Below are 19,168 nucleotides of genomic sequence, written 5' to 3'. Positions count from 1 at the left end.
GATCGACTTGCACTGCGACGTGTGCGGCCACGAGGCGAGGCGGCTGCCGAGCCCCGGCCCGGACGAGGAGTGGGCGTGCCCCGATTGCCGCCGGGCGGCCGCCGCGATCGATGACCGCTGGCCACCCCGGAAGCGGAACGGCAACCGCGAACAGATCCCGCTGTCACCGGGCTCCGACGCCCCACCGTTCTAGGACATCAGCCGGCGAGCAGGTCGGCGAAGTGGTCGGTGCTGGCGATCAGACGCCGGGTGATGCCCGGCTCGAGGGACGAATGGCCGGCGTCGGGGACGATGTGCAGGGTGGCCTCGGGCCAGCGACGGGCCAGGTCGTACGCCGTCACGGGTGGGCAGCACAGGTCGTAGCGGCCCTGGATGATGGTGGCGGGCAGGTGCCGGATGCGGTCGACCCCGTCGAGGAGCTGGGTCTCCGACGCGAAGAAGCCGCCGTTGACGACGTAGTGGGCGAGGATCCGGGCCGCCGGCAGCACGGTGTCGTCGGCGGTCAGGGAGGCGATCAGGCCCGGGTCGGGTGTCAGCGAGGAGTTGACCGCCTCCCAGCGCATCCACGCCTCGGCGCAGCGCCGTGCCACGTCCTCGTCGGGCCCGAGGAGCCGGCGGTGATAGGCGCAGGATCAGCCCCGTCACCCGGTCCGGATGCGACTGGGCGTAGGCGAGCCCGAGCGTCGACCCCCACGACCCACCGAAGACGAGCCAGGCGCTCACACCGAGACGCTCCCGGATCATCTCCAGGTCGCCGACGAGATGCCAGGTGGTGTTCTCCCGCAGCTCGCCGCGCGGCGTGCTGCGCCCGGCGCCCCGCTGCTCGGGAAGGATGATCCGGTAGCGCGCGGGGTCGAAGAAGCGCCGCATGACCGGGGCGAGGCCACTGCCCGGCCCACCGTGCACGAAGAGCACCGGAATCCCCGCCGGATCGCCGGCCTCCTCCACGTGGAGCCGGTGACCCCCACCCGCGTCGAGGCGGTGAACGGCGTAGGGCTCGATCGGCGGGTAGAGCATCCGGCGATCGTAGGTCAGAGGACGAAGAACCCGCCGCCGATGTGGCGGAGCATCGCGGGCTTCATGACGGCTTCGCCTCCGGGCGGGTCTCCTTGCTGGGGAGGTGGTCGAGGATCTGCTGGGCCCGGTCGTCCGCGACCCGGGTCACCAGCTGCTGGGCGATGCCGAGCAACAGGGCGTACGCCAGAATCTGCCGCTGGTTGTCGAGGTTGGTCAGGCCGGGCACGAAGCCGCCGGACAGCAGCAGGATGCCGATGATGGCGCTCAGCGCTCCGGCCGGCACCTTCAGGACCGCGAGAGCAGTCGAGACCGAGTACGGGGTCGACGTGCCCCGCAGATTGCGGATGGCGATCAGCGCGCCCAGGAAACCACCGACCGCGCCCAGGGCGGCCACGATCAGGATGATGTTGCGGAAGTCGCGCAGGCGTACGTACTCCTCGTCCCTGGCGTCGTAGGCCGTCTCCATCACCTGCTTGAGGACCGCGCGCCGTTGGTCCGGTGGGCTGTTCTCCAGCATCCGCTCCACCTCGCAGCGGCGGGGATCGTCCGGGCCGAAGACCATGGCCAGGCGGGTGGTGGCCTCGGGCACCGTCGCCTCGAACTCGGGGCAGGGCAGCAGATCGACCAGGAAGATCTTCGCCGCGTGCAGATGCATGTAGGCGCTCTCGACCGAGGTGCCGCGCCACTTGTCGCGCAGGCCGCGGCGCTTGCGGCGGGAAGCGCACCGGCAGGCGTCGCGGGCCTGGCTCAGATGGGACTCGACTGCCGCCCGGCTCACCTGCTGCGCGTCGGTCAGGGTGCCGGTGGTGGCGGCCCTCAGGCGGTGTTCGATGCGGTCAGCCTCGACGGCCGCCTGCACCGCCCACGGCTCGGGCCAGGGGAAGAGGGGTGCCGGGTTAGCTGTCATGGCTTTAGAAAGGGACGGCCGTGCGGATCAGGTCGAGGGTCTCGTCGGCCCAGCCGAAGACCGACAGGGCGGCGTTGATGTTCTGCGGCGGCCGGGTCACCAGGGTGTCGCGGCGCAGCAGGCGGGCGAAGTCGACGCCGACCGGTTCGCTGCGGGGGGCGCCGTTGGGCGTACGGAAGGGGACCCCGGCTCTCCGCATCACCTGAATGATCTCCTGGGCCAGGATGCCGGCGCCGGTCGCGGTCGGGTGCACGCCGTCCAGGGAGAACAGGCCGCCCGTGGCCCGGCCTCCGTTGCCGTCCGCGGTCAGGAACTCCGAAGTGTACGGCGGGGTCAGCATGGCCAGCGGGGCCGGCAGCGGATAGGGCCGCCACCAGTCGGGGCGGGCCGTCACGTCGTTGAGGTAGCGGCGGCTGGCCGCCCGGTCGAGCACGCCGGCCATGTCGAGCAGATACCAGTCCTCGCCGCCTGTGCGGGCGTCGCGGACCACGTCGGTGATGGCGTCGTTGTACTGGTCGATGGCGCTGTCCACGGCGCGCGCCTCGTCGGCGGTGATGTGCGGGTCGCGGCCGGGGTCGAAGTCGCGGTCGCTGATCCAGGGCCGGGTGTAGTACGGGAAGTAGCGCGACCCGGGCTCGATCTTGCCGCCGGTGCCGCGGCAGATCGGGGCGATCGTCACGTGCGGGACCGTGCACCAGATGACGTGCCGGGCCTTGATCTCGCGCACGCGCAGGGCCACCTCGGCCAGCTCCTCCACGAAGTGGGTGGGGCGCCAGACCGTGTATTCGCCCTTGCGGTCGAGGTCGCGATATCCGTCGCCGCTCCAGACCACCTTCAGGTCGGTGACCGCGCCCAGCGCGTTGTTGGCGCCCAGGAAGACGACGAGGGTCTCGATGCCGTCCCTGCCGAGCTCGGCGGCCAGGTCGAAGACGGTGCGGTCGCGGCCGGCGACCGGCTGGGTGGGGTAGATGCGCAGGGCGGCCCGCTCGGAGTCGTTCTCGATCCGCTGGTTGATCAGGGCGTCCGAGGGGCTGTGCAACCGCGACAGCATCCGGCCCGCGGTCTGGCTGAGCGCGTCGCGCAGGTCCCATCCGTACATGGCCAGGTTGTGGGGAATGCTCGTGGTCGTGGGAACGGCCGAGCCCGGGCCGCGCTCCCAGTAGTCCTCGCCGCCGTCCATCCACTGCCGGGCGCTGTAGAGGGCCAGCGGAAGCTCCCACCAGTCCACCTTGTCGCCGTAGCGGTCCTGGAGCTCGCGCAGGAACAGCTCGATGTTGAGCGGCAGGCCGCCGGGGCCGCCGTAGGTGGGATAGCGGAACTGGTCGAGCCAGCCCAGTTCGTGCGCGACGATGGCCGGCGCCGACAGCTCGGTCTGATAGACGGCGCCGCTGCGCATGCCGTGGGTGAGCGAGTCGCCGATGGTGACCAGGCGGTGCGGCGGGGTTCCGTCGCGGTCGACGGTGACGCCGATCCCGAGCGTGGGGTCCTCGACCGGGGTGCGTGCCTGATCGGTGATCTCCACGTCGGGCGGTGTGACGGCGGGCATGACGGTGGTCCTTTCCCTCGCGGAAGCGGATCTCCATCGTCGATTTCCGGCGACGCTTTCCGCGTCGGCCGATTTCCGTCATCGGGTACGTCCTTCGGCGTACGCCAAATGTCGTGAAGAACTTCGGTCGTACGTCTGTGATCCGACACCCGATATCGGGCGTGCGGCCGACGAACGGCGCGGCGCTCCGGCTGAAGAATGTGATTCATGAGGAACGGAAGATTCAAGGGGACGAACGATCAGGGGATCACTCTCGAGTTCCGTGAGGACGTCACCGGAATGATGAGCGGCGATCTTTTCCTGGAGGCGCCGGGCGGTGGTTATCTGGCGTCCTTCCGGCTCGCTCCGGGCATCCGTGGACCGAGCCGCAAGGGTCCCTGGCCGGTGATCTGCCAGTCGTCCGACGGCCGGGTCACCCAGGGCCGGTTGACGGTGCGGCGCAAGGACGCCCGGCCCGACGTCGCGACCGTCAAGCTCCGGTTCGACCAGCAGATCAACGGCCTGTCCGCTCGCACGCCGCTGGTGGTGGAGGTCCAGCGTGAGAGCGACCGGCTCCGCCGGCTGAGCGTCGAGATCGAGGTCGAGGAGGGCGTCGAGGTTCGGGACGGGGCGCGGGAGGTGCTGCGCCGGTCCCTCGACGGCGCCGGGTTCGAGGTGACCGAGATCGACGGCGGCCCCCGCATCCCGCGCCACCAGGCCTGGGCCTGGCACGACGGCAACGTCTACACGGTGCTCGACATCGCCATGAAGAAGCACGCCGCCGGAAACGTCGACCTGCGGGTGCCGGACTGGCGGGTCCAGCTGATGCTCCTGTCCCGGGCCACCCGGAAGGGGCTGTACGGCGTCATGTTCGACGTGAAGCTCTTCCCGCGGCAGGGCTGCGCCGTCTTCGTCGACGAGATCCGCAAGCGTTTCCGCGACCGGAACCCCGAGCGCCAGATCGAGTACACGATGGTGCACGAGGTCGGGCACGCCCTCAACCTGGCCCACCGGTTCGAGCGGGCGGTCGGCTTCGCCGATTCGCCGTCGGTCATGAACTATCCCGACAAGTTCATGGGCGGCGGTGAGGTGGACGCCTACTGGGAGGCTTTCCGCAGCGGCTTCGACGATGACGAGCTTGCTTTCGTACGGCACGGCGCGCTGCCCGCCGTCATGCCGGGAGCGTCGCTGTTCCGCTCGTTCGATTACTGGAGCGGGGCCAAGGGCGCCAAGCCGTCCTTCCTGTCGTCCACGCCCGGCAAGGACCTGCGGCTCACCCTCCGGCCGCCGGCCCGGGGCGCCAAGTTCGCGTACGGCCAGCCGCTCTACCTTCAGGTGAGCCTGGAGAACAGGGCCGACACCCCGGTCTCGCTGCCCACCGACGTTCTCGACATCAAGGCTGGCTTTCTGGAGATCCTGGTCGAGCGCAACCCCGTGCCCGGGCCGGCGCGGATCGACGTCACGCAGTCGTTCTCGCCGGCCGTGCGGCGGTGCCTGGCCGAGGTTGCCGGCCCGGCGGAGACGCTGAAGAAGGGCGATCCGCCGAAGAAGCGCAATCTCTATCTCAGCTTCGGCGCCGGCGGATATCTGGTCGCCGAGCCGGGCCGTTACCGCCTGACGCCGCTGGTGGCCATTCCCGACAAGAAGACGCACGGCCACTCGCTGGTGGTTCTGGGCGAGTCGCTCGACGTGCAGGTGGCCTATCCGACGCGCCGGCGCGACGAGGCGCACGGCGACGCGCTGCTCGACGCCGACTCGCAGGTCTGGCTGTCGGTCGGCGGAACTAACGCGCTGCCCGGGGTGGCCGGCCGGCTGCAGGAGATCCGCGCCGACCGGCGGCGGACCGAGGGCACCGCCGACCCGATCGTGGCGGCGCTCAACCGCGCCCTCGGCATCTACTACAGCCGCTCGAACGTGTACCGCCAGGACGGCCGGCTGGGCACGAGCGCGGCCGAGCCGAAGCAGTCCGTCGACCTGCTGGACGACCTGCTCACCGACAAGGCGGCGGTCAAGGTCTTCGACCCGGAGACCATCAGGGACACCAGGGAACTCCGCAAGAGCACCGCGAGGCTGGTCTAGGCCGCGGCGGCGCCGGTGCGGACCAGCCCGGAGCGGTACGCCACGACGACCGCCCGGGTACGGTCCGGGCACTCCAGCTTCATCAGGATCCGCCCGATGTGCGTGCGGACGGTGCCCTGGCTCAGGAACAGGCGTTCGGCGATCTCCACACTGCCCAGCCCGTACGCCAGCAGCATCAGCACCTCGCGCTCGCGGGCGGTGAGCCGCGCCACCAGCCGGGACGGGCTCCGGCCGCCGGCCGGGCGCCAGGCCAGCTCGACCAGCATGTCGCGCAGCACCACCGGATCGAGCCAGACACCGGCCTCGGCCACGGTCCGTACGGCGCCGATCAAGGTCTCCGGCGGGCGCGACTTGAGCAGGAAGCCGGCGGCGCCGGCCCGCATCGCCTGCCAGGCCCGCTCCGGGCTGTAGTCGGCGGTCATCGGCAGCACCCGGACCGGATGGCCGGCCCGGTGGCAGGCGGTGTCGGTGACCAGCCGGCCGATCAGGTCGATCTTGTCATCGGCGGCGGGCGGCAGGTCGAGCAGCAGCACGTCCGGGTGGTGCCGGGCGGCGGCCTCGGCGGCGTCCGGCCCGGCGGCGGACGTGGCGGCCACAGCGAGGCCGGGCTGGGCGGCGAGCAGAGCCGCGATCCCGGCCCGGACCAGCGGCTGATCGTCGGCGATGAGGATACGGATGGTCGGCATGACAGCATCCTCGGCTTCGGTGACGCCCGCGGGCGTCAGGGTAGCGACCCTGAGAATTGCGCCAGATGGTCGCGCCCCGGCACGGCGAGCTTGCGGTAGACCGCGTTCAGGTGGGTCTCGACGGTCTTGATGGTGATGTAGAGGCGTTCGGCGATCTCCCGGTTCGTGCAGCCGGCGGCGGCCAGCCGGGCCACCGCGGCCTGACCGGCCGTGAGAGAGGCGACACCGGTCACCCGGGTACGCCGGGGCCGGCCCCCGGCCGCGCGGATCTCGCCGGCCAGACGCCCGGCGAGCCGGTCCAGCCCGACCTGGGTGGCCAGGTCGAGGGCGGCCGCCAGCTCGGCGCGGGCCTCCCGCAGCCGCCCGGCCCGGCGCAGCGCGGCACCGTGACTGGCCCGCACCCGGGCCAGAACGGGCAGCCGCGGGGTGCCGGCGCACACCGCGACCGCCTCGGCCAGCATCTCCACGGCCTCCCGGGCCGGCGCGAACGACGCCCGCCGCCGCAGAGCCAGAGCCAGCCGGTACGACGGCCCGTGCCGCCGCCGGATCAGCAGCTCACGGTCGGCCTCGCGCAGCGCTCCCACCCGATCACCGAGCTGCTCATAGGCGTGGCTGGCGACGAGATGAGGCTCGTACTGGATCTCGACCTCGGTCACCGGGGCGTCGGGCGCGCCGGACAGGCCGAGCCGGGCGATCGCCTCGGCCGGGCGACCGCACAGCAGCTCGCCGAGCGCGCTCACGAACGGAAAGTCGGTGGGCCCGTTCAGCAGGTGCAGAGCCGCCTCCGGATAGTCGCCCCGCTCCAGCTCGGTGCAGCCGCGGGCGTAGCTGGTCAGTGACGCGTACATCGGAAGGCCGTGCCGGACGGCGAACGCCTCCGCCTCGCTGAGCCGGGTCAGGGTCTCCTCGAAGCGGCCGCATCGCAGGCTGTTCAGGATGGTCCGGTGTGACCACTCGGCCTGAAGCTCGGGCGACACGCGGCGCAGCCGGGCCACGTCGGGCCGTAGACGGGCCAGGATCGACTCGGCCTCGCCCATGGCCTCGGCCGCGGCCAGGAAAGCGGCCGCCTCGAGCGCGGCCAGGACCTCGCAATAGGTGAGCGGCCGGTCGGGCGGCAGGTCGTCGACGACGCGCAGCAGGTGACGGACGAACTCCTCGGGCGGGCACCGGCCGGTGGTCCGGTGGTGGATCGCGGCGCACAGCAGCAGGCGGCGTTCCTCACCGGTGCCGATCGGCAGCGTGGCCACGTCGACGTCGACCAGGCGGCGGGGCGCCCGCTCGGCGTGCCCGTTGGCGACGTGCAGCAGCAGGGCGGCGCGCACCCGCACCTCGCCCGGCGCGTCGCCGTACGGCTCGGCGTCGAACGCCCGCCGGTGCAGTTTCGCGGCCGCCTCGTGGTCGCCCAGGTCGTACAGCAGCTCCAGCAGGTCGGCCAGAGCGTCCAGAGCCACCGCGCGACCGCCGGTGTCGACCACCTCGGTGAGATGGCTCAGGGCCTCGGCCGTCGCCCCGGTGGCCCGCTCGGCCGTGGCCAGGGCGGCCAGCACCTCGGGACGGGCGGCGGGGGCGGGTGGCTCGGCGACCGCCCGCTCCAGCAGCCGGCGCGCGGCGCCGACCGAGCCGGCGTCCAGGTCGCGCCGGGCCTCGGCCAGCAGCATGCCGACGACCTCGGGCGAGCCGGCCGCGGGCGCGTGCAGGAGGTGCTCGGCGATCCGGCTCGCCGGGGCTCCGCCCGTGGTCAGCAACGCGGCGGCCCGGGCGTGCAACCGGCCCAGCCGTTCCGGGCCGGTGGTCTGCTCGACGGCGGCCCGGAGCAGCGGGTGAAGGAACGCGACCGGGTCGGTGCGGGCCAGGATCGACGATCCGCGCAGGGCGGCCGCGGCGTCGCCGGCCGGCTCGCCCGCCACCCCGGCCAGGGCGGCGACGTCGGCCAACGGCACGTCCTCGCCGAGAACGGCCGCGGCCTGGGCGACGACGGTGGCCACCGGGCCGAGATCGCCGAGCCGCCATCGCATGGTGTGCCCGAGCGCGCCGGGCCCGGTCGCCGACAGATCGGCCGGCGTCAGCGTGTCCGGCGACAGGCCCGCCGCCTTCAACGGGCGGACCAGCTCACGCAGATAGAAGACGTTGCCACCGCTGGCATGGGCGCAGGCGGCCGCGAACGAGGCGTCCGTGTCGCGGCCGAACGTGTAGCGCAACAGGGTCGCGACTCCGGCCTCGGAGAGCGGCGCCGGCTGGACGACGCCCGCCCCGTCGAGGGTGGCCAGCCGGGCCAGCAGCGGCTCGGCCACCGTGCCCGTGCCGGGGCGGGCGGTCACGATGATGGCGATCGGGGCTTGGTGCAGGTCTTCGGCCGCGTCGACCACGACGCGCAGCGAATCGGCGTCGGCCCAGTGGGCGTCGTCGATGGCGAGGAGGAGCGGCCCCTGATCGGCGAGCCCGGCCAGCAGCCATTGGCAGCCGTAGTCGACGCCGGCCGCGATGGTGGCGCCCGGGGTGAACAGCGGGGCCGCGAATGCGGCGGCCCCGGTCAGCGCGGCCGGCCCGCCCAGGCGGTCCACCTCGGGCCCGAGAAGCCGGCGCAGCAGTTCGTACGGCGCGGCGGTGTTCAGATGGGGCACCCGGGTGGCCAGAACCCGCAGCCCGCCCTCGACGGCCCGGTCGCGCGTGGCCTGGAGCAGGGCCGTCTTGCCGATGCCGGCCGTGCCTTCGATGACGACGACCCGGGCCGCGCCCCGGCCGACGTCACGCAGACATGCTCGCAGCGCGGCGAGCTCACGCACCCGTTCCACCATGACGGCCGGCTGGGGCCACGCCGCGGCGACGACTCTCGGTCGCCTCGCCATGCGCCGATGTTAGGCGCGGGGAATCGCAGATTGCATCTGATTATCGGCCGCCGCGTCTGACTGATCCGCGTATTGACTTCGGCCCCGCCGAAGGCGAGTGTGCGAAATGGATGGGCATTTCTCGATCATTTCTATTGATCCTTTGCTCAGGGGGCGGTCATCAATGTCTGACAATTTGAGCGACACTGGTTTTCACCTCTTTCGGCTCGACGGCAGCGTTTTCGCGACCTATCCGCCGAACGTCCGCCGGGCCATCGAGACACTGACGGCGTACACCGACGACGTGGTGTCGGGCCGGCTGCCGGCGCCGGCGCCGGTGGATCTGCGGACGAGCACCGAGCAGACCGCCGGCGAGGCGGAAGGAAACGGGCTGCAGTCGGGCACGCTCGTCGCGTGCAGTGCCGTGTCCGGCGAGGACGCCGGGACGGTCCGGTCCGGCGGTGAGCGCCAGATCGTGCTCCTGTGGGGCCCCGCCGCCGAAGCCATCATCATCGAAAGCCTGAGCCCGTGAGGGAGTCCCGCTACAACATCTGGGTCGGTTCGTCGGTATACAACGGTGTCTCCGGCCGCATCGTCGACGTGCCCTCGGCGCAGCGGGAGCCCATCGCCCGCTTCCTCGACGGCGACGACGGCGCTCCGGTCGACCCCGACCTCCTGCACACCCTCGCGGCGGCCCAGATGATCGTCCGGGACGGTCTGGACGAGCTGGCGCTGCTGCGCGACCGCTATGCGAGGTCGCGGCACGACGACCGGGCCTTCCGCCTGACGATCGTCACCAGCCTGGGCTGCAACTTCGACTGCCCGTACTGCTTCGAGGCCAAGCATCCGTCGCTGCTGGACGAGGACGTCCAGCAGCGCCTGCTCCAGCTGGTGGACAAACGGCTTTCGGCCGTACGGACGTTGTCCGTCCTCTGGTACGGCGGCGAGCCCCTGGTCGGCCTGCCCGCCCTGCTCAGCCTCTCCGACCAGCTGCTGGCGCGGGCCGCCGCGGCCGGCGCCGCCTACCACGCCCAGATCATCACGAACGGCTACCTGCTCACGGCCGAGGTGGCCCGCCAGTTACGCGACCGGGCCGTGACGAGCTGCCAGATCACGCTGGACGGCCCACCCGAGGTGCACGACCGCCGGCGCCCGCTGGCCGGCGGCCGGGGCACCTTCGCCCCGATCCTGGCCAACATCGTCACCGCCGCCGACATCCTCGACGTGGCGGTGCGGGTCAACCTGGACGAGGACAACCTGGCCGATTATCCCCGCCTGCTCCGCCTGCTGGCCGCCGCCGGCCTGGCCGGGCGGATCAGCGTCCACCCCGGCCACGTGCTGCCGGCCGCGGTGAACCCGCTGGCCCCCAGCGCCGGCTACACCGCGGGTTGCCTGACCCGCACCGCTTTCGCCGAGGCCGAGCAGAGCTTCACGGCCCTGGCCACCAGCCTCGGCTTCCGGACGCCGGCCCCCGCCCGCCCGCTGGGCGCGCCGTGCACGGCCGTCCGGGCCAACGAGCTGATCGTCGGGAGCCGGGGCGAGCTCTACAAATGCACCGAGACGGTGGGTGACCCGCGCGAGGTGATAGGCAACCTCCGGGACTGGCCGAGGGAGAACGACCGCCTGTCGAAGTGGCTGACGTACGACCCGTTCAGCGACCCGGATTGCCGTTCCTGCATAGCGTTGCCGGTCTGCATGGGCGGCTGCGCCTATCACAGCATGAACTCCGGCCTGGCCGACTCGCGCTGCTCCACGTTCCGTTTCCGCCACCGGCAACAGGTAGGCCGCCTGATGGCCACCCGCACCCGCTGATTTGCTCGACACCGCCTTGGGGAGGGCGGGAAGCGGGGAGAATGGGTTCGCGTGCGGCCCCTGACGGTAGCGATCGCCTCCTACGGCGTCGCCATGCTCGTCGCTGCCTTTCTCGTCGGCCTGGATGTCACCGATGTGCAGCGAGGGGCCGAAGCGGCCACCCTCCTCACCCTGGCCCTGTGTGTCGCTCTCGCCCCGCGCGCTGTGCCCCGGACGGTCTGGTGGGCCGTCGTCGCCTTCTGTCTTCTGCTCTCCGCGTCGGCCCTGGTCGAACTCGGCGCCGACCTGGCGGACTTTCCGCCCCTTCCGGCGGACCTGCCCAGCGGGTGTCCTCCCGAGTCCGAGGAGACCACGAGCTTCTGGCGCGGCCAACTGCGCCTCGACCAAGGGGCCGAGCTTCTGCGCTTCCTCGCCCTCACCGCGGCCATCGTCGCGCTGCGCCGTCTGCCTCCGGCGCCACACCTCCGCCGCCGGCGTGCTGTCACCGGGCTCCTGTTGATACCCGTGCTGCTGTACGGGCTCTACCCGCTCTCGTGGGACTACGCCTGGGTGGCTTCCGCCCCGGGCGTGATGACCCTCGCCGCGGCCGCCGCCCTCACCTTTGTGGCCGCCACCCGGGCCGAAAATCTCGTTCTCGTCATCGGGGCCGTCCTGACCTTGCTCTCCGCGAGCACCGCCGTCGAGGACATCGCCCGCGTCCACGGACTGCTTCCCGAGCCCGAGCCCACCGCCGTCGCGACCGCCTGCTTCATCGCCTCGGCCGGCTCCGCCACGCCTTGGAGCGGCAGGGCCACGGCCGACATCGCCGTGGCCCTGCTCTTCCTGTCCGCTCCCGCGATGATCGCCTGGTCGGCGGCGCGGGTCAGGGTGAGACCAGACCCCGGCCCGGAACGGCCTGGGCGGGCCAGGTGAACTCGGTGACGGCGCCACCCCGTACGGCCAGATGGGTCAAGGGGTTGACCGAGGCCTGCCAGATCAAATAGGGCCCGGCGGGCAGGGCGTCGAGGACGGCGCAATAGGTCACTCCGCCGCTGATGTGGCGGGCCCGGACCGCCGCGTGGGTGCGCTGGGCCGGATCGCCGGCCGGGCTCACCTCGATCTCGTGGCCGTGCCATCGGGCGTCGGTGTGGATGATCAGGGCGCCGATGTCGCCGCCGATGTTGAGCATCACCGTGCCCTGGCCGGACGGGGCCAGGGTGTGGTGGGTGTGCGTCATGACGGGTTGGTGAAGCCGTCGAAGGGGGTTCCCAGATAGGGGAACTTCTTCAGCAGCTTGGCGCTCGAATTCTTGATGCTCAGGCCCTGCTCCACCAGCGCCGCCGCCGCGTCCGGCTTGAAGTCGGCGTTCACCAGCGGGATCGTGGCGCCCGCGATCGCCCGCAGGGAGATGGAGACCACGTCGTCGGCGATCCGGCGGCCGTTCGGAAATCCGGCCACGTCGCCGCCCAGGACGCCGAACTTGTTCTCCGCCTTGGCCGGCGGGATCGCCGTGTTCAGGCGCAGCATGTCGGCCTGGAGCTCGCCCGTGTTGTTCTGGAAGCCCTCGATCAGCCCGTCGGGAACGCCCGTGAGCAGGATGGCCAGCAGGTCGGCCCGGGGCTCCTTCTTCTTGTTCAGGGCGGCCAGGTTGTCGAACAGGCCGGGGTAGAGGACCGGCAGCAGCGCGCCCAGCTCGGGCGTGGCCACGAACTCGGCGAAGCGCTTGTCCTCGGCCGGGGGCAGGCTGTTCCACTTGTCCTTCTCGGCCATCGGGACGATGACCTCGTTGAACAGCGGGTTGCCGAGCCGGGACACCTGCACCTGCGGCCCTACCGCCACGTCGCCCGACGAGTTGCCGTCGCGGACCTGGACCTGCTGGCGGCTGGCCGACGTCCACACGCCGATCACCGCGCCGGCGTCGCGGCCCCGGACCTTCTTCTTGCCGTCGCGGCGCACCTGGTGGACCGGGATCTGCAGGGCGATGCTGTGCACGTTCGTCTTGTCGGTGGCGTTCACCGCCTTGCCGGCGTAGTTGAACAGCTGCTGGCCGACCAGGTGCTTGTCCTGGAACGGGCGCAGCGTGCCCAGGTCGAAGATGGCGCCCAGGTCGACGAAGAACGCGTCGGCGCGCTGGCCGGCGAACACCTTTTCGCCCGTCTTCAGCTTGTGCACGGCGTCCTCGGCCAGGGCGTCGTAGTCGGCGATCGAGACCTTGCCGACGTTGCAGGGCGGGCACGGCAGCTTGGCGGCCAGCACCGTGCTCTTGCCGTGCTTGTCGACCTTCGTCACCGAGTAGAACTGGCGCCGGTTCCAGTTCTCGCTGTCCAGCGACTCGATCGGGCCCGTGTTGTAGAGGAACGTCTTGTTGTTGCGCAGCTCGGTGCGGAACCGGAACTCGTAGGTGATCTCGGCCCGGGCGTCGCCGTCGGCGTCGATGTGGATCGCGTAGACGACGTCGTCGCCGAACTCGAAGAAGTTCGGGCCGCTGGCCGGGAGCTGGAGCGGCATGTAGTTGGCGATCAGGGTGACCGTGTCGGGATCGTCGGGGCTGACGAACGCGTACAGGTCGGAGCTGTCGGCCACCGGATCCTTGCTGATCTCCGGGGCCTCGCGGTGTGACGACATGGGATCCCCTTAGCGAGAAGCGGCTTTGAGCAGGCTGGCGACGAGCTTCTTGTCGGTGATCGTCTTCAGCTTCTGGCCGGAGAAGACGTCGATCGTGCCCTTCTTGGCGTCCCGGATCGAGATGACGAGCGGCGAGCCGTCGCTCGTGGGCTCGTTCTCACCGGCGAGGCTCAGCCCGGCGACCGAGACCGCCGAGACGCCGACGCCGGTCGCGGCGAGGGCGAGGACTCGGCGGCGGGACAGCCAGGTGCGTCCCGGTGCGCGGTAGCGGGAGCGACTCATGCGAGGCCTTTCGTTGACGGGCGAGGAGCAATGCGTGTCGACGCCGGTCAGTACGTGATCCACCCCGCGCACGGTTCAACAGGAGCGCTCCCAAAAAGTCAGCGCCGGCCGGCCGGGATCGGTTCCGGCGGCGGCTGGTGCTCGAAGGCCACGCCGCCGACCAGCACCGAGCCGCGGGACGGCAGGGTGGTGGTGTCGGTGCGGTCGAGGCCGCGGAACCTGATCTCGTACTCGACGCCGTCGGCGTTGGCGGCCTGGCGGGGGACCCGCCGGGCCACGACGGTGCCCTCGCCGGTCAGGCCCTGGCCGCCGATGCGGGTGACCCGGCCCCGCAACGGGAAGCGGGCCACCTCCTGCCCGGTCATCGGCGAGATCGCGACCAGCGTGCCCGACTGCGGGGCCCGCTTGCGCAGATAGACGATCAGGGCGATCAGCAGGGCCAGGACCAGGGCGACGGCGGCCGCCACGGCCTGCGCGGTCCAGGTGCCGACGGTCGAGGTGACGGTGAGCCCGGGCGGGTTCCCGGCCGGCCCGGCCGGCGTCGCCAGATCGATGTCGGGCTTGAGCGCGGCCGCCCAGGGGACGGTGACCTGCCCGGTCAGCGACAGCGGGCCGGTCGACGTGCCCTCGTCGTGGAAGGGGATGAGCCACGGATCACGGTCCCACCGCAGGGTGAGCGGGAAGGTGCGGCTCTCGCCGGGGGCCAGATCGATCTGCTCCGGAATCTCGCCGACCACCTCGGGGCCGCCGGCCATGGTGGCCTTCAGGCCGGTCACGGTCACCGGGGTGCGGGTGGTGTCCGACTGCAGGGTCAGCGTCAGCGGTACGTCCTGGCCGGTCAGGTCGGCGGTGGCCGGCGCCTCCCAGGTCGCGCTGACGCCCTTGCCCTGGTCGGGCGCGAGCACGACCCGCGCCTTCTCCAGGCGGGCGCCCTCCTTGCTGCGGTCCAGATATTCGCCGAGCTGGGTGACCGCCTTCGGGTCGAGCACCGTGGTGTCCCGGATGACCGAGCCGAGCAGCGGCGCCCCGCTCTCGCCGCTGAGCGGCAGCGCGTAGCCCTTGACCGACGTGGTCTTCAGCTTGCCGGCCCGCGCCTTCAACTTGTCCCAGGCCGGCCCGGTGGTCTTCGGATAGTCGGTTCCGGCGCCCGGATAGTGGCCGCCGTCGCTGATCAGCACGACCGAGGCCACCGCGGCCGCGCCGGGGCGTTCGAGCTCGGAGACGGCCTGGTCGATGGCCCGCCCGATGTCGGTGCTGCTGCCGTTCGGCACGACGGGCAGGTCGGCCATCATCCGCGACGTGTTGCCGGCCGGGCCGATGTAGCGGGGCACGGCGCCGGAGTCGAACGTGAACAACGCGACGTGATCGGTGGGGGAGAGCCCGGACAGGAACGTGCCGAGCGTCGACCGGACCCCGCCGAAGAGGTCGTCCATCGAGCCCGAGGTGTCCACGAGGATCACGTAGTCGGCCGGCACCTGGTCGACCTGAAGCCGCCGGAACACGTCCTCCCGGCTGTCGTCGGCCATCGCGGGCGCCGACAGCGGCACGACCAGCGCCAGCGCCGCGGCGCCCACGGCCGCGACGCGACGGGTGAACTGCATCATCGTTGCTCCTCTTGTCACCGGCGGCGGAACCAGGCCCAGCCGCGCTGGTTTCCGTACTGTTGTTTGGCCTTCTTGAGCTGGTCCTGCTCGCTCCGGGCGGCGCCCAGCAGATCGTCGACGTGCCTCGCGTACGGAGCCCGCAACGGGCCGTGGTAGACGAGGGACATCATGTAGCCGGCGAACTCCTCGTACCGGTCGTCGGCCGTGCCGTGCACGTACAGGATCCGGCGCGCCATGAAGACGTCCTGCAACGGCCGGTCCGGGGTGAGCCAGGTCTGAAAGGGCGCCACCAGGAGCTGCGGCGGGATGTTGCCCAGCAGTTCCAGCAGGTCCGCGGCGATCCGCTCACCGGGCGCGCCGGTCCGGCAGTGCTCGGCGAACTCGTTGTAGCGCATGAGGGAGTTGTCCAGCCGTGCCCGCCACTGCGGGCCCAGATGCAGCGACGCGATCTCGTCGGGGTGGCTGTAGCAGTACGCGTTGACGTCCTGCGCGATCCGGTCGATCAGCTCGGGTCCCACCTGGCTGGCCACCGCCACCGCCCGGCGGATCCCCTCGCCCGTGGTGGTGTCGGTGAGCAGGATGCTCAGCAGGCCGTCGACGATGGCCGTACGCCGCCGCGCCACCACGGGCAGGCTGATGACCTGACACAGCGCGGCGATGTAGGCGTCGTGCGGCCGTCCCCGGGTCCGGTTGAGGAACGGCGCGCTGTTCTCCCCGACCAGCATCAGCCCGTCGACGAAGCCCTGTGACGGCGGGGACGGCATCGTCCGGCTCTCCCGGAGGCGGCGCAGGGCCGACAGGATGCTCGCCTCGTGGTCGGGCGACTGCGTCATCGCCGCCGCCAGCGTCGGGATCATCGGCACGATCACGGTGTCGAAGTGGCCGGTGGTCACGGCGACCTCGAGGACGTACGGCACTCCGCCCGCCCAGTGGCTGTACATCATGTCGACCAGCGCGGTCGAGATGTCGCGCGAGTTGCCCTTCACCGCGGCGATCACCGGCCGGACCCAGGACAGCTGGTTCTGCACGGTGGTGAGCCAGAGGTCGCTCAGCGCGTCGAGCCCGCGCATCCCGGCCGCGTCGAACCGGAACGTGCTCAGCAACGTCGCGGTCGCCCCGGCTCGCGCGAGGAACAGCCGGTGGATGTTCGGGTCGGCGAACTCCGTGCCCTCCGGCGGCCTGGCCAGCAGCTTGCGCCAGCCGGTGACGGTCGCGCCGGTCGGATGCTCGGTGACCATCTCGGTCACCTTGATCAGCAGTTTCTGTGGCCAGGACGGGCCGTAGCGCAGGGCGAGCACGAACCAGACCCGCAACGCGTCGATCCGGTTGGCCGTGAGGTCGGCGAACACCCGCTGGTTCACCTCGGCCACCACCGGCTCGGCCGACCAGTGCGCGGCGACCACCGCCTGAGCCTCCATGTCGCCCTCGGCCGCGGCACGAGCCAGGAACCCGGCGACCACGGCCTGCCGTGCGGCCGTCTCGAAGCCCTCCCAGCCGAACGTGTCGAGCACCTGCGCGACGCGGACCGCCGATCCGCGCTCGTTGACGACCTCCCGGTAGACCGAGGCCGCCAGGTCCATCGCGGCCAGCAGGTCGACCGCGTCCGACGAGCTCCGGCAGCGCGCGGGGTCGCCCTGCTGGGCCAGGTGACCGACGATCTGGCGCCAGGTCAGCCCCTTGCTCGTCAGGGCGCGCAGGATCCGCAGATATTCGGTCGCCTCCGGGCCCTGCGGCTCGGCCGGTGGCTGGTCCGGGCTCACCTCGATCTGCCCGGCCACCGCCCGCTCGGCGATCGAGAGCCGCATCGTGTGCTTGACCCGGTAACTGGCCCAGGTGGCGGCGCTGAAGCGGGCGCGGTAGGCGTAGGGCAGCAGCCCGAACACCGCGTCCAGATAGCGCAGCCGCTGGCCCAGTGACACCGGGGCGCGGTCGATGGCGATCACCACCTGACGTCCCTCGAGCAGCAGCGCCGCCACCCCGGCCGCCCACTCCGGCCCGACCTGCTCGATGGCCGCCTCCGACACCTCGGCGTGGTCGTGATGCAGTGTCAGCGAGACACCGTCGGCGTCGGCCAGCGCCGGCGTGCCGTTGACGTCCTCCCAGCTCAGCGTCATGGCGCGGGCCTGGTCGAAGAAGGTGGTGCGCCCGCGCGCCGCCTCCTCCCACGGGATCAGCAGCAGCCGGGTCGGCGTGACGACCTGGCCGGTGCCGTCACGCCGGTCGCTCCAGTCGACCTGCATCACGCAGGACGCCGCGGCCGGCTCGCCGGCCGTGCCGACGAAGCTGAGCCAGGGCAGCGCCTCGGCCCGGCCCAGGGCCTCGTCGTCGGCGTGCGCGGTCAGGCCCAGGCGGATGTACTGCTCGGCCATGACGGCGTTGACGCTGCCGTCGAGGATCGAGTAGTCCATCGTCTGGCCGGCGTGCTTGCCGAACAGCGCCCACCCGGCCCGCACCGGGGTGGCCGCCGTCGCGGCCGGGTCACCGGCCGCCGTGCTCGGGTACATGCCGCTTCCCTACCGCCGAGCGGCGCGGACGCGCCGCTCGAGGAAGATCAGCGGTTCCAGGACGTTGATCGGGCGTGGCATGCCGCGCAGGCCGGTGTCGCCGTCGATCTGCTCGGTGTTGCGGAAGTCCCGGAAGTCGAAGATGTTGTTGCTGTTGAGCCGGAACCCGATGGCCGAGGTCGCGAAGTAGTTGATCCGGTCGGCGTGGAAGTGGGTGTTCAGCGCCGAGCGCACCAGCTCGGTGTTGCCGCCGAGCAGCCGCTCGCAGACCCAGGCGAAATATTCGGCCGAGCGCTCCTGGGGGATGCGCGGCAGGCGCTGCCCCTCCTGGTCCTGCCGGACGAAGTTGGTGTTGCTGACGACGTGCCGGAACAGGTGCTCGTCGTCGAACTTCGTCACGCAGACCGCGACGTAGTGCGGCAGCTTGCCGTTGTCCATCTGGCCCGAGGCCGACATGCGGGTGGTCAGCAGTTGCAGCGCGCTGAAGAACGCCTCGAAGTTCAGCTGCATCTCGTTGCGGTTGAGGACCGGGTTCATCAGGTAGATCAGGCCGTTCGCGTTGGCCAGGTGATCGATCGCCTCCTCGCTGATGCGGCCGTTCTCGTAGTAGGCGCCCGGCGGGTCGTGCAGCTCCAGCCGGAAGTCCACCGAGTCCGGCACCGGGCGGCGCTTGGAGAAGAAGTTGCGGCCCCAGCCGGCCGGCGGCGGTGTGCCGTGGAACGTCCAGCTGATCGGCTCGATGACCCGGTTCGGGCGGGGGAAGCGCCGCTGCACGACCAGCCGGTTGACGCTCTGGTTGAGATAGTCGGCGGCCAGGTCGTCGGTGCCGGCCACCACCCAGGAGCCGTGACCGCCCTGCATGGCGGCGATCGGCAGCGCGGCCAGATAGGTGCTCTTGCCCGACCGGGTGGAGCCCCACAGCCCGATCCGGACGGTCGAGTCCTGCACCTGGCCGGGGCGCATGCCGCCGGGGATCGGCAGCGGCGCCGGCTCGGTCATCGTGCGGTTGCTGTTGCTCGGCGGCGGGGCCGTGGGCGTGTCCATCGGGATCGGCGGCACGTTGATGCCGAGCGGCGACGGCGCCGGCTCGAGGTTCTCCACGGGCGCCGGCTGCGAACGGCGCGGCGGCGCCGTGGTGTCGTCGAACATGGCGAACGGGTTGGCCGGGGCCGAGGGCCGGGCGCCCGGTGGCGGGTCGGCCGGGCCGGAGCCACGGTCGGACTGGCGCGGCGGCCGGGCGGCAGGCGGCATCGGGTCGTCGACCAGGCCGTCGTCCGGCTCGTCCGCGTGGTTGTTGTTGCCCGAGGTCCAGATGGTCATGTC

At 71.7% G+C, this 19,168-nt stretch carries 15 protein-coding genes and 1 pseudogene; 4 read left to right on the top strand and 12 right to left on the bottom strand.

Annotated features, from left to right (window positions below):
- Positions 1-197: 197 nt before the first annotated feature.
- From ACQP2X_RS34335 to ACQP2X_RS34320, 4 genes and pseudogenes are all read right to left on the bottom strand, one after another.
- Complete coding sequence (locus tag ACQP2X_RS34335; protein ID WP_498701362.1) at positions 198-590, bottom strand: alpha/beta hydrolase family protein; 393 nt, start codon at positions 588-590, stop codon at positions 198-200.
- An 88-nt stretch (positions 591-678) separates the two neighbouring features.
- A pseudogene (locus ACQP2X_RS34330) lies at positions 679-870 on the bottom strand (alpha/beta fold hydrolase); the annotation flags it as partial.
- A 208-nt stretch (positions 871-1,078) separates the two neighbouring features.
- Positions 1,079-1,924 carry a hypothetical protein gene (locus tag ACQP2X_RS34325; protein ID WP_498689022.1) on the bottom strand — a complete coding sequence of 282 codons (846 nt, stop codon included), beginning with the start codon at positions 1,922-1,924 and terminating at the stop codon, positions 1,079-1,081.
- 4 nt (positions 1,925-1,928) lie between these two features.
- Entirely contained in the window at positions 1,929-3,470 is a 1,542-nt protein-coding gene (locus ACQP2X_RS34320) for a hypothetical protein (protein WP_498689021.1), read from the bottom strand.
- Positions 3,471-3,677: 207 nt separating this feature from the next.
- Between ACQP2X_RS34320 and ACQP2X_RS34315 the strand changes: the two genes are divergently transcribed.
- Positions 3,678-5,528, top strand: coding sequence for a hypothetical protein (locus tag ACQP2X_RS34315; RefSeq protein ID WP_498689019.1), 1,851 nt, complete (start codon positions 3,678-3,680; stop codon positions 5,526-5,528).
- On the opposite strand, the gene ACQP2X_RS34310 is transcribed toward ACQP2X_RS34315, so the two are convergent.
- Together ACQP2X_RS34310 and ACQP2X_RS34305 are read right to left on the bottom strand one after the other, a co-directional pair.
- Positions 5,525-6,214 carry a LuxR C-terminal-related transcriptional regulator gene (locus ACQP2X_RS34310; RefSeq protein WP_498689017.1) on the bottom strand — a complete coding sequence of 230 codons (690 nt, stop codon included), beginning with the start codon at positions 6,212-6,214 and terminating at the stop codon, positions 5,525-5,527. The genes ACQP2X_RS34315 and ACQP2X_RS34310 overlap by 4 nt on opposite strands.
- A 35-nt stretch (positions 6,215-6,249) precedes the next feature.
- Complete coding sequence (locus ACQP2X_RS34305; RefSeq protein ID WP_498689015.1) at positions 6,250-9,060, bottom strand: helix-turn-helix transcriptional regulator; 2,811 nt, start codon at positions 9,058-9,060, stop codon at positions 6,250-6,252.
- Between the two features lie 106 nt (positions 9,061-9,166).
- Here ACQP2X_RS34305 and ACQP2X_RS34300 point away from each other — a divergent pair, with 106 nt between their 5' ends.
- The 3 genes from ACQP2X_RS34300 to ACQP2X_RS34290 are packed head-to-tail and all read left to right on the top strand — an operon-like array spanning position 9,167 to position 11,763.
- On the top strand, positions 9,167-9,571 hold the full coding sequence (locus ACQP2X_RS34300) for a hypothetical protein (protein ID WP_498689014.1): 405 nt from the start codon (positions 9,167-9,169) through the stop codon (positions 9,569-9,571).
- Entirely contained in the window at positions 9,568-10,851 is a 1,284-nt protein-coding gene (locus ACQP2X_RS34295; RefSeq protein WP_498689013.1) for a radical SAM protein, read from the top strand. The genes ACQP2X_RS34300 and ACQP2X_RS34295 overlap by 4 nt, the downstream gene beginning before the upstream one ends.
- A gap of 51 nt (positions 10,852-10,902) precedes the next feature.
- Positions 10,903-11,763 (top strand): hypothetical protein, encoded by an 861-nt coding sequence (locus ACQP2X_RS34290; RefSeq protein WP_498689011.1) that lies wholly within the window; start codon positions 10,903-10,905, stop codon positions 11,761-11,763.
- Here ACQP2X_RS34290 and ACQP2X_RS34285 read toward each other — a convergent pair.
- The 6 genes from ACQP2X_RS34285 to ACQP2X_RS34260 all read right to left on the bottom strand — a co-directional run bounded on the left by ACQP2X_RS34285 (position 11,714) and on the right by ACQP2X_RS34260 (position 19,165).
- Positions 11,714-12,067 (bottom strand): phospholipase, encoded by a 354-nt coding sequence (locus ACQP2X_RS34285; protein ID WP_498689009.1) that lies wholly within the window; start codon positions 12,065-12,067, stop codon positions 11,714-11,716. The genes ACQP2X_RS34290 and ACQP2X_RS34285 overlap by 50 nt on opposite strands.
- The gene (locus ACQP2X_RS34280) at positions 12,064-13,455 is read right to left on the bottom strand and encodes a DUF4331 domain-containing protein (RefSeq protein WP_498689008.1); all 1,392 of its coding nucleotides are present in this window, start codon (positions 13,453-13,455) and stop codon (positions 12,064-12,066) included. Before ACQP2X_RS34280 ends, ACQP2X_RS34285 begins: the two co-directional genes overlap by 4 nt.
- 9 nt (positions 13,456-13,464) lie before the next feature.
- Positions 13,465-13,737 carry a hypothetical protein gene (locus tag ACQP2X_RS34275; RefSeq protein ID WP_498689006.1) on the bottom strand — a complete coding sequence of 91 codons (273 nt, stop codon included), beginning with the start codon at positions 13,735-13,737 and terminating at the stop codon, positions 13,465-13,467.
- 98 nt (positions 13,738-13,835) lie between these two features.
- Positions 13,836-15,341, bottom strand: a complete 1,506-nt coding sequence (locus ACQP2X_RS34270; RefSeq protein WP_498689004.1) for a VWA domain-containing protein — start codon at positions 15,339-15,341, stop codon at positions 13,836-13,838.
- A gap of 14 nt (positions 15,342-15,355) precedes the next feature.
- Positions 15,356-17,845, bottom strand: coding sequence for a hypothetical protein (locus ACQP2X_RS34265; protein ID WP_498689001.1), 2,490 nt, complete (start codon positions 17,843-17,845; stop codon positions 15,356-15,358).
- A 9-nt stretch (positions 17,846-17,854) separates the two neighbouring features.
- Positions 17,855-19,165 carry a hypothetical protein gene (locus ACQP2X_RS34260; protein ID WP_498688999.1) on the bottom strand — a complete coding sequence of 437 codons (1,311 nt, stop codon included), beginning with the start codon at positions 19,163-19,165 and terminating at the stop codon, positions 17,855-17,857.
- Between the last annotated feature and the right edge of the window lie 3 nt (positions 19,166-19,168).

This window comes from Actinoplanes sp. CA-131856, from assembly GCF_050956135.1.
GTDB lineage: Bacteria > Actinomycetota > Actinomycetes > Mycobacteriales > Micromonosporaceae > Actinoplanes.
Note: the sequence above shows the minus strand (reverse complement) of the source record. Positions and strands in the feature narration are given on the sequence as shown.

What these genes read in the sequence shown, in the direction of transcription:
- ACQP2X_RS34310 (WP_498689017.1), bottom strand. Translation starts at nt 6,214, where the DNA reads ATGCCGACCATCCGTATCCTCATCGCCGACGATCAGCCGCTGGTCCGG.
- ACQP2X_RS34285 (WP_498689009.1), bottom strand. Translation starts at nt 12,067, where the DNA reads ATGACGCACACCCACCACACCCTGGCCCCGTCCGGCCAGGGCACGGTG.
- ACQP2X_RS34315 (WP_498689019.1), top strand. Translation starts at nt 3,678, where the DNA reads ATGAGGAACGGAAGATTCAAGGGGACGAACGATCAGGGGATCACTCTC.
- ACQP2X_RS34305 (WP_498689015.1), bottom strand. Translation starts at nt 9,060, where the DNA reads ATGGCGAGGCGACCGAGAGTCGTCGCCGCGGCGTGGCCCCAGCCGGCC.
- ACQP2X_RS34325 (WP_498689022.1), bottom strand. Translation starts at nt 1,924, where the DNA reads ATGACAGCTAACCCGGCACCCCTCTTCCCCTGGCCCGAGCCGTGGGCG.
- ACQP2X_RS34260 (WP_498688999.1), bottom strand. Translation starts at nt 19,165, where the DNA reads ATGACCATCTGGACCTCGGGCAACAACAACCACGCGGACGAGCCGGAC.
- ACQP2X_RS34280 (WP_498689008.1), bottom strand. Translation starts at nt 13,455, where the DNA reads ATGTCGTCACACCGCGAGGCCCCGGAGATCAGCAAGGATCCGGTGGCC.
- ACQP2X_RS34300 (WP_498689014.1), top strand. Translation starts at nt 9,167, where the DNA reads ATGGATGGGCATTTCTCGATCATTTCTATTGATCCTTTGCTCAGGGGG.
- ACQP2X_RS34320 (WP_498689021.1), bottom strand. Translation starts at nt 3,470, where the DNA reads ATGCCCGCCGTCACACCGCCCGACGTGGAGATCACCGATCAGGCACGC.
- ACQP2X_RS34270 (WP_498689004.1), bottom strand. Translation starts at nt 15,341, where the DNA reads ATGATGCAGTTCACCCGTCGCGTCGCGGCCGTGGGCGCCGCGGCGCTG.
- ACQP2X_RS34265 (WP_498689001.1), bottom strand. Translation starts at nt 17,845, where the DNA reads ATGTACCCGAGCACGGCGGCCGGTGACCCGGCCGCGACGGCGGCCACC.
- ACQP2X_RS34275 (WP_498689006.1), bottom strand. Translation starts at nt 13,737, where the DNA reads ATGAGTCGCTCCCGCTACCGCGCACCGGGACGCACCTGGCTGTCCCGC.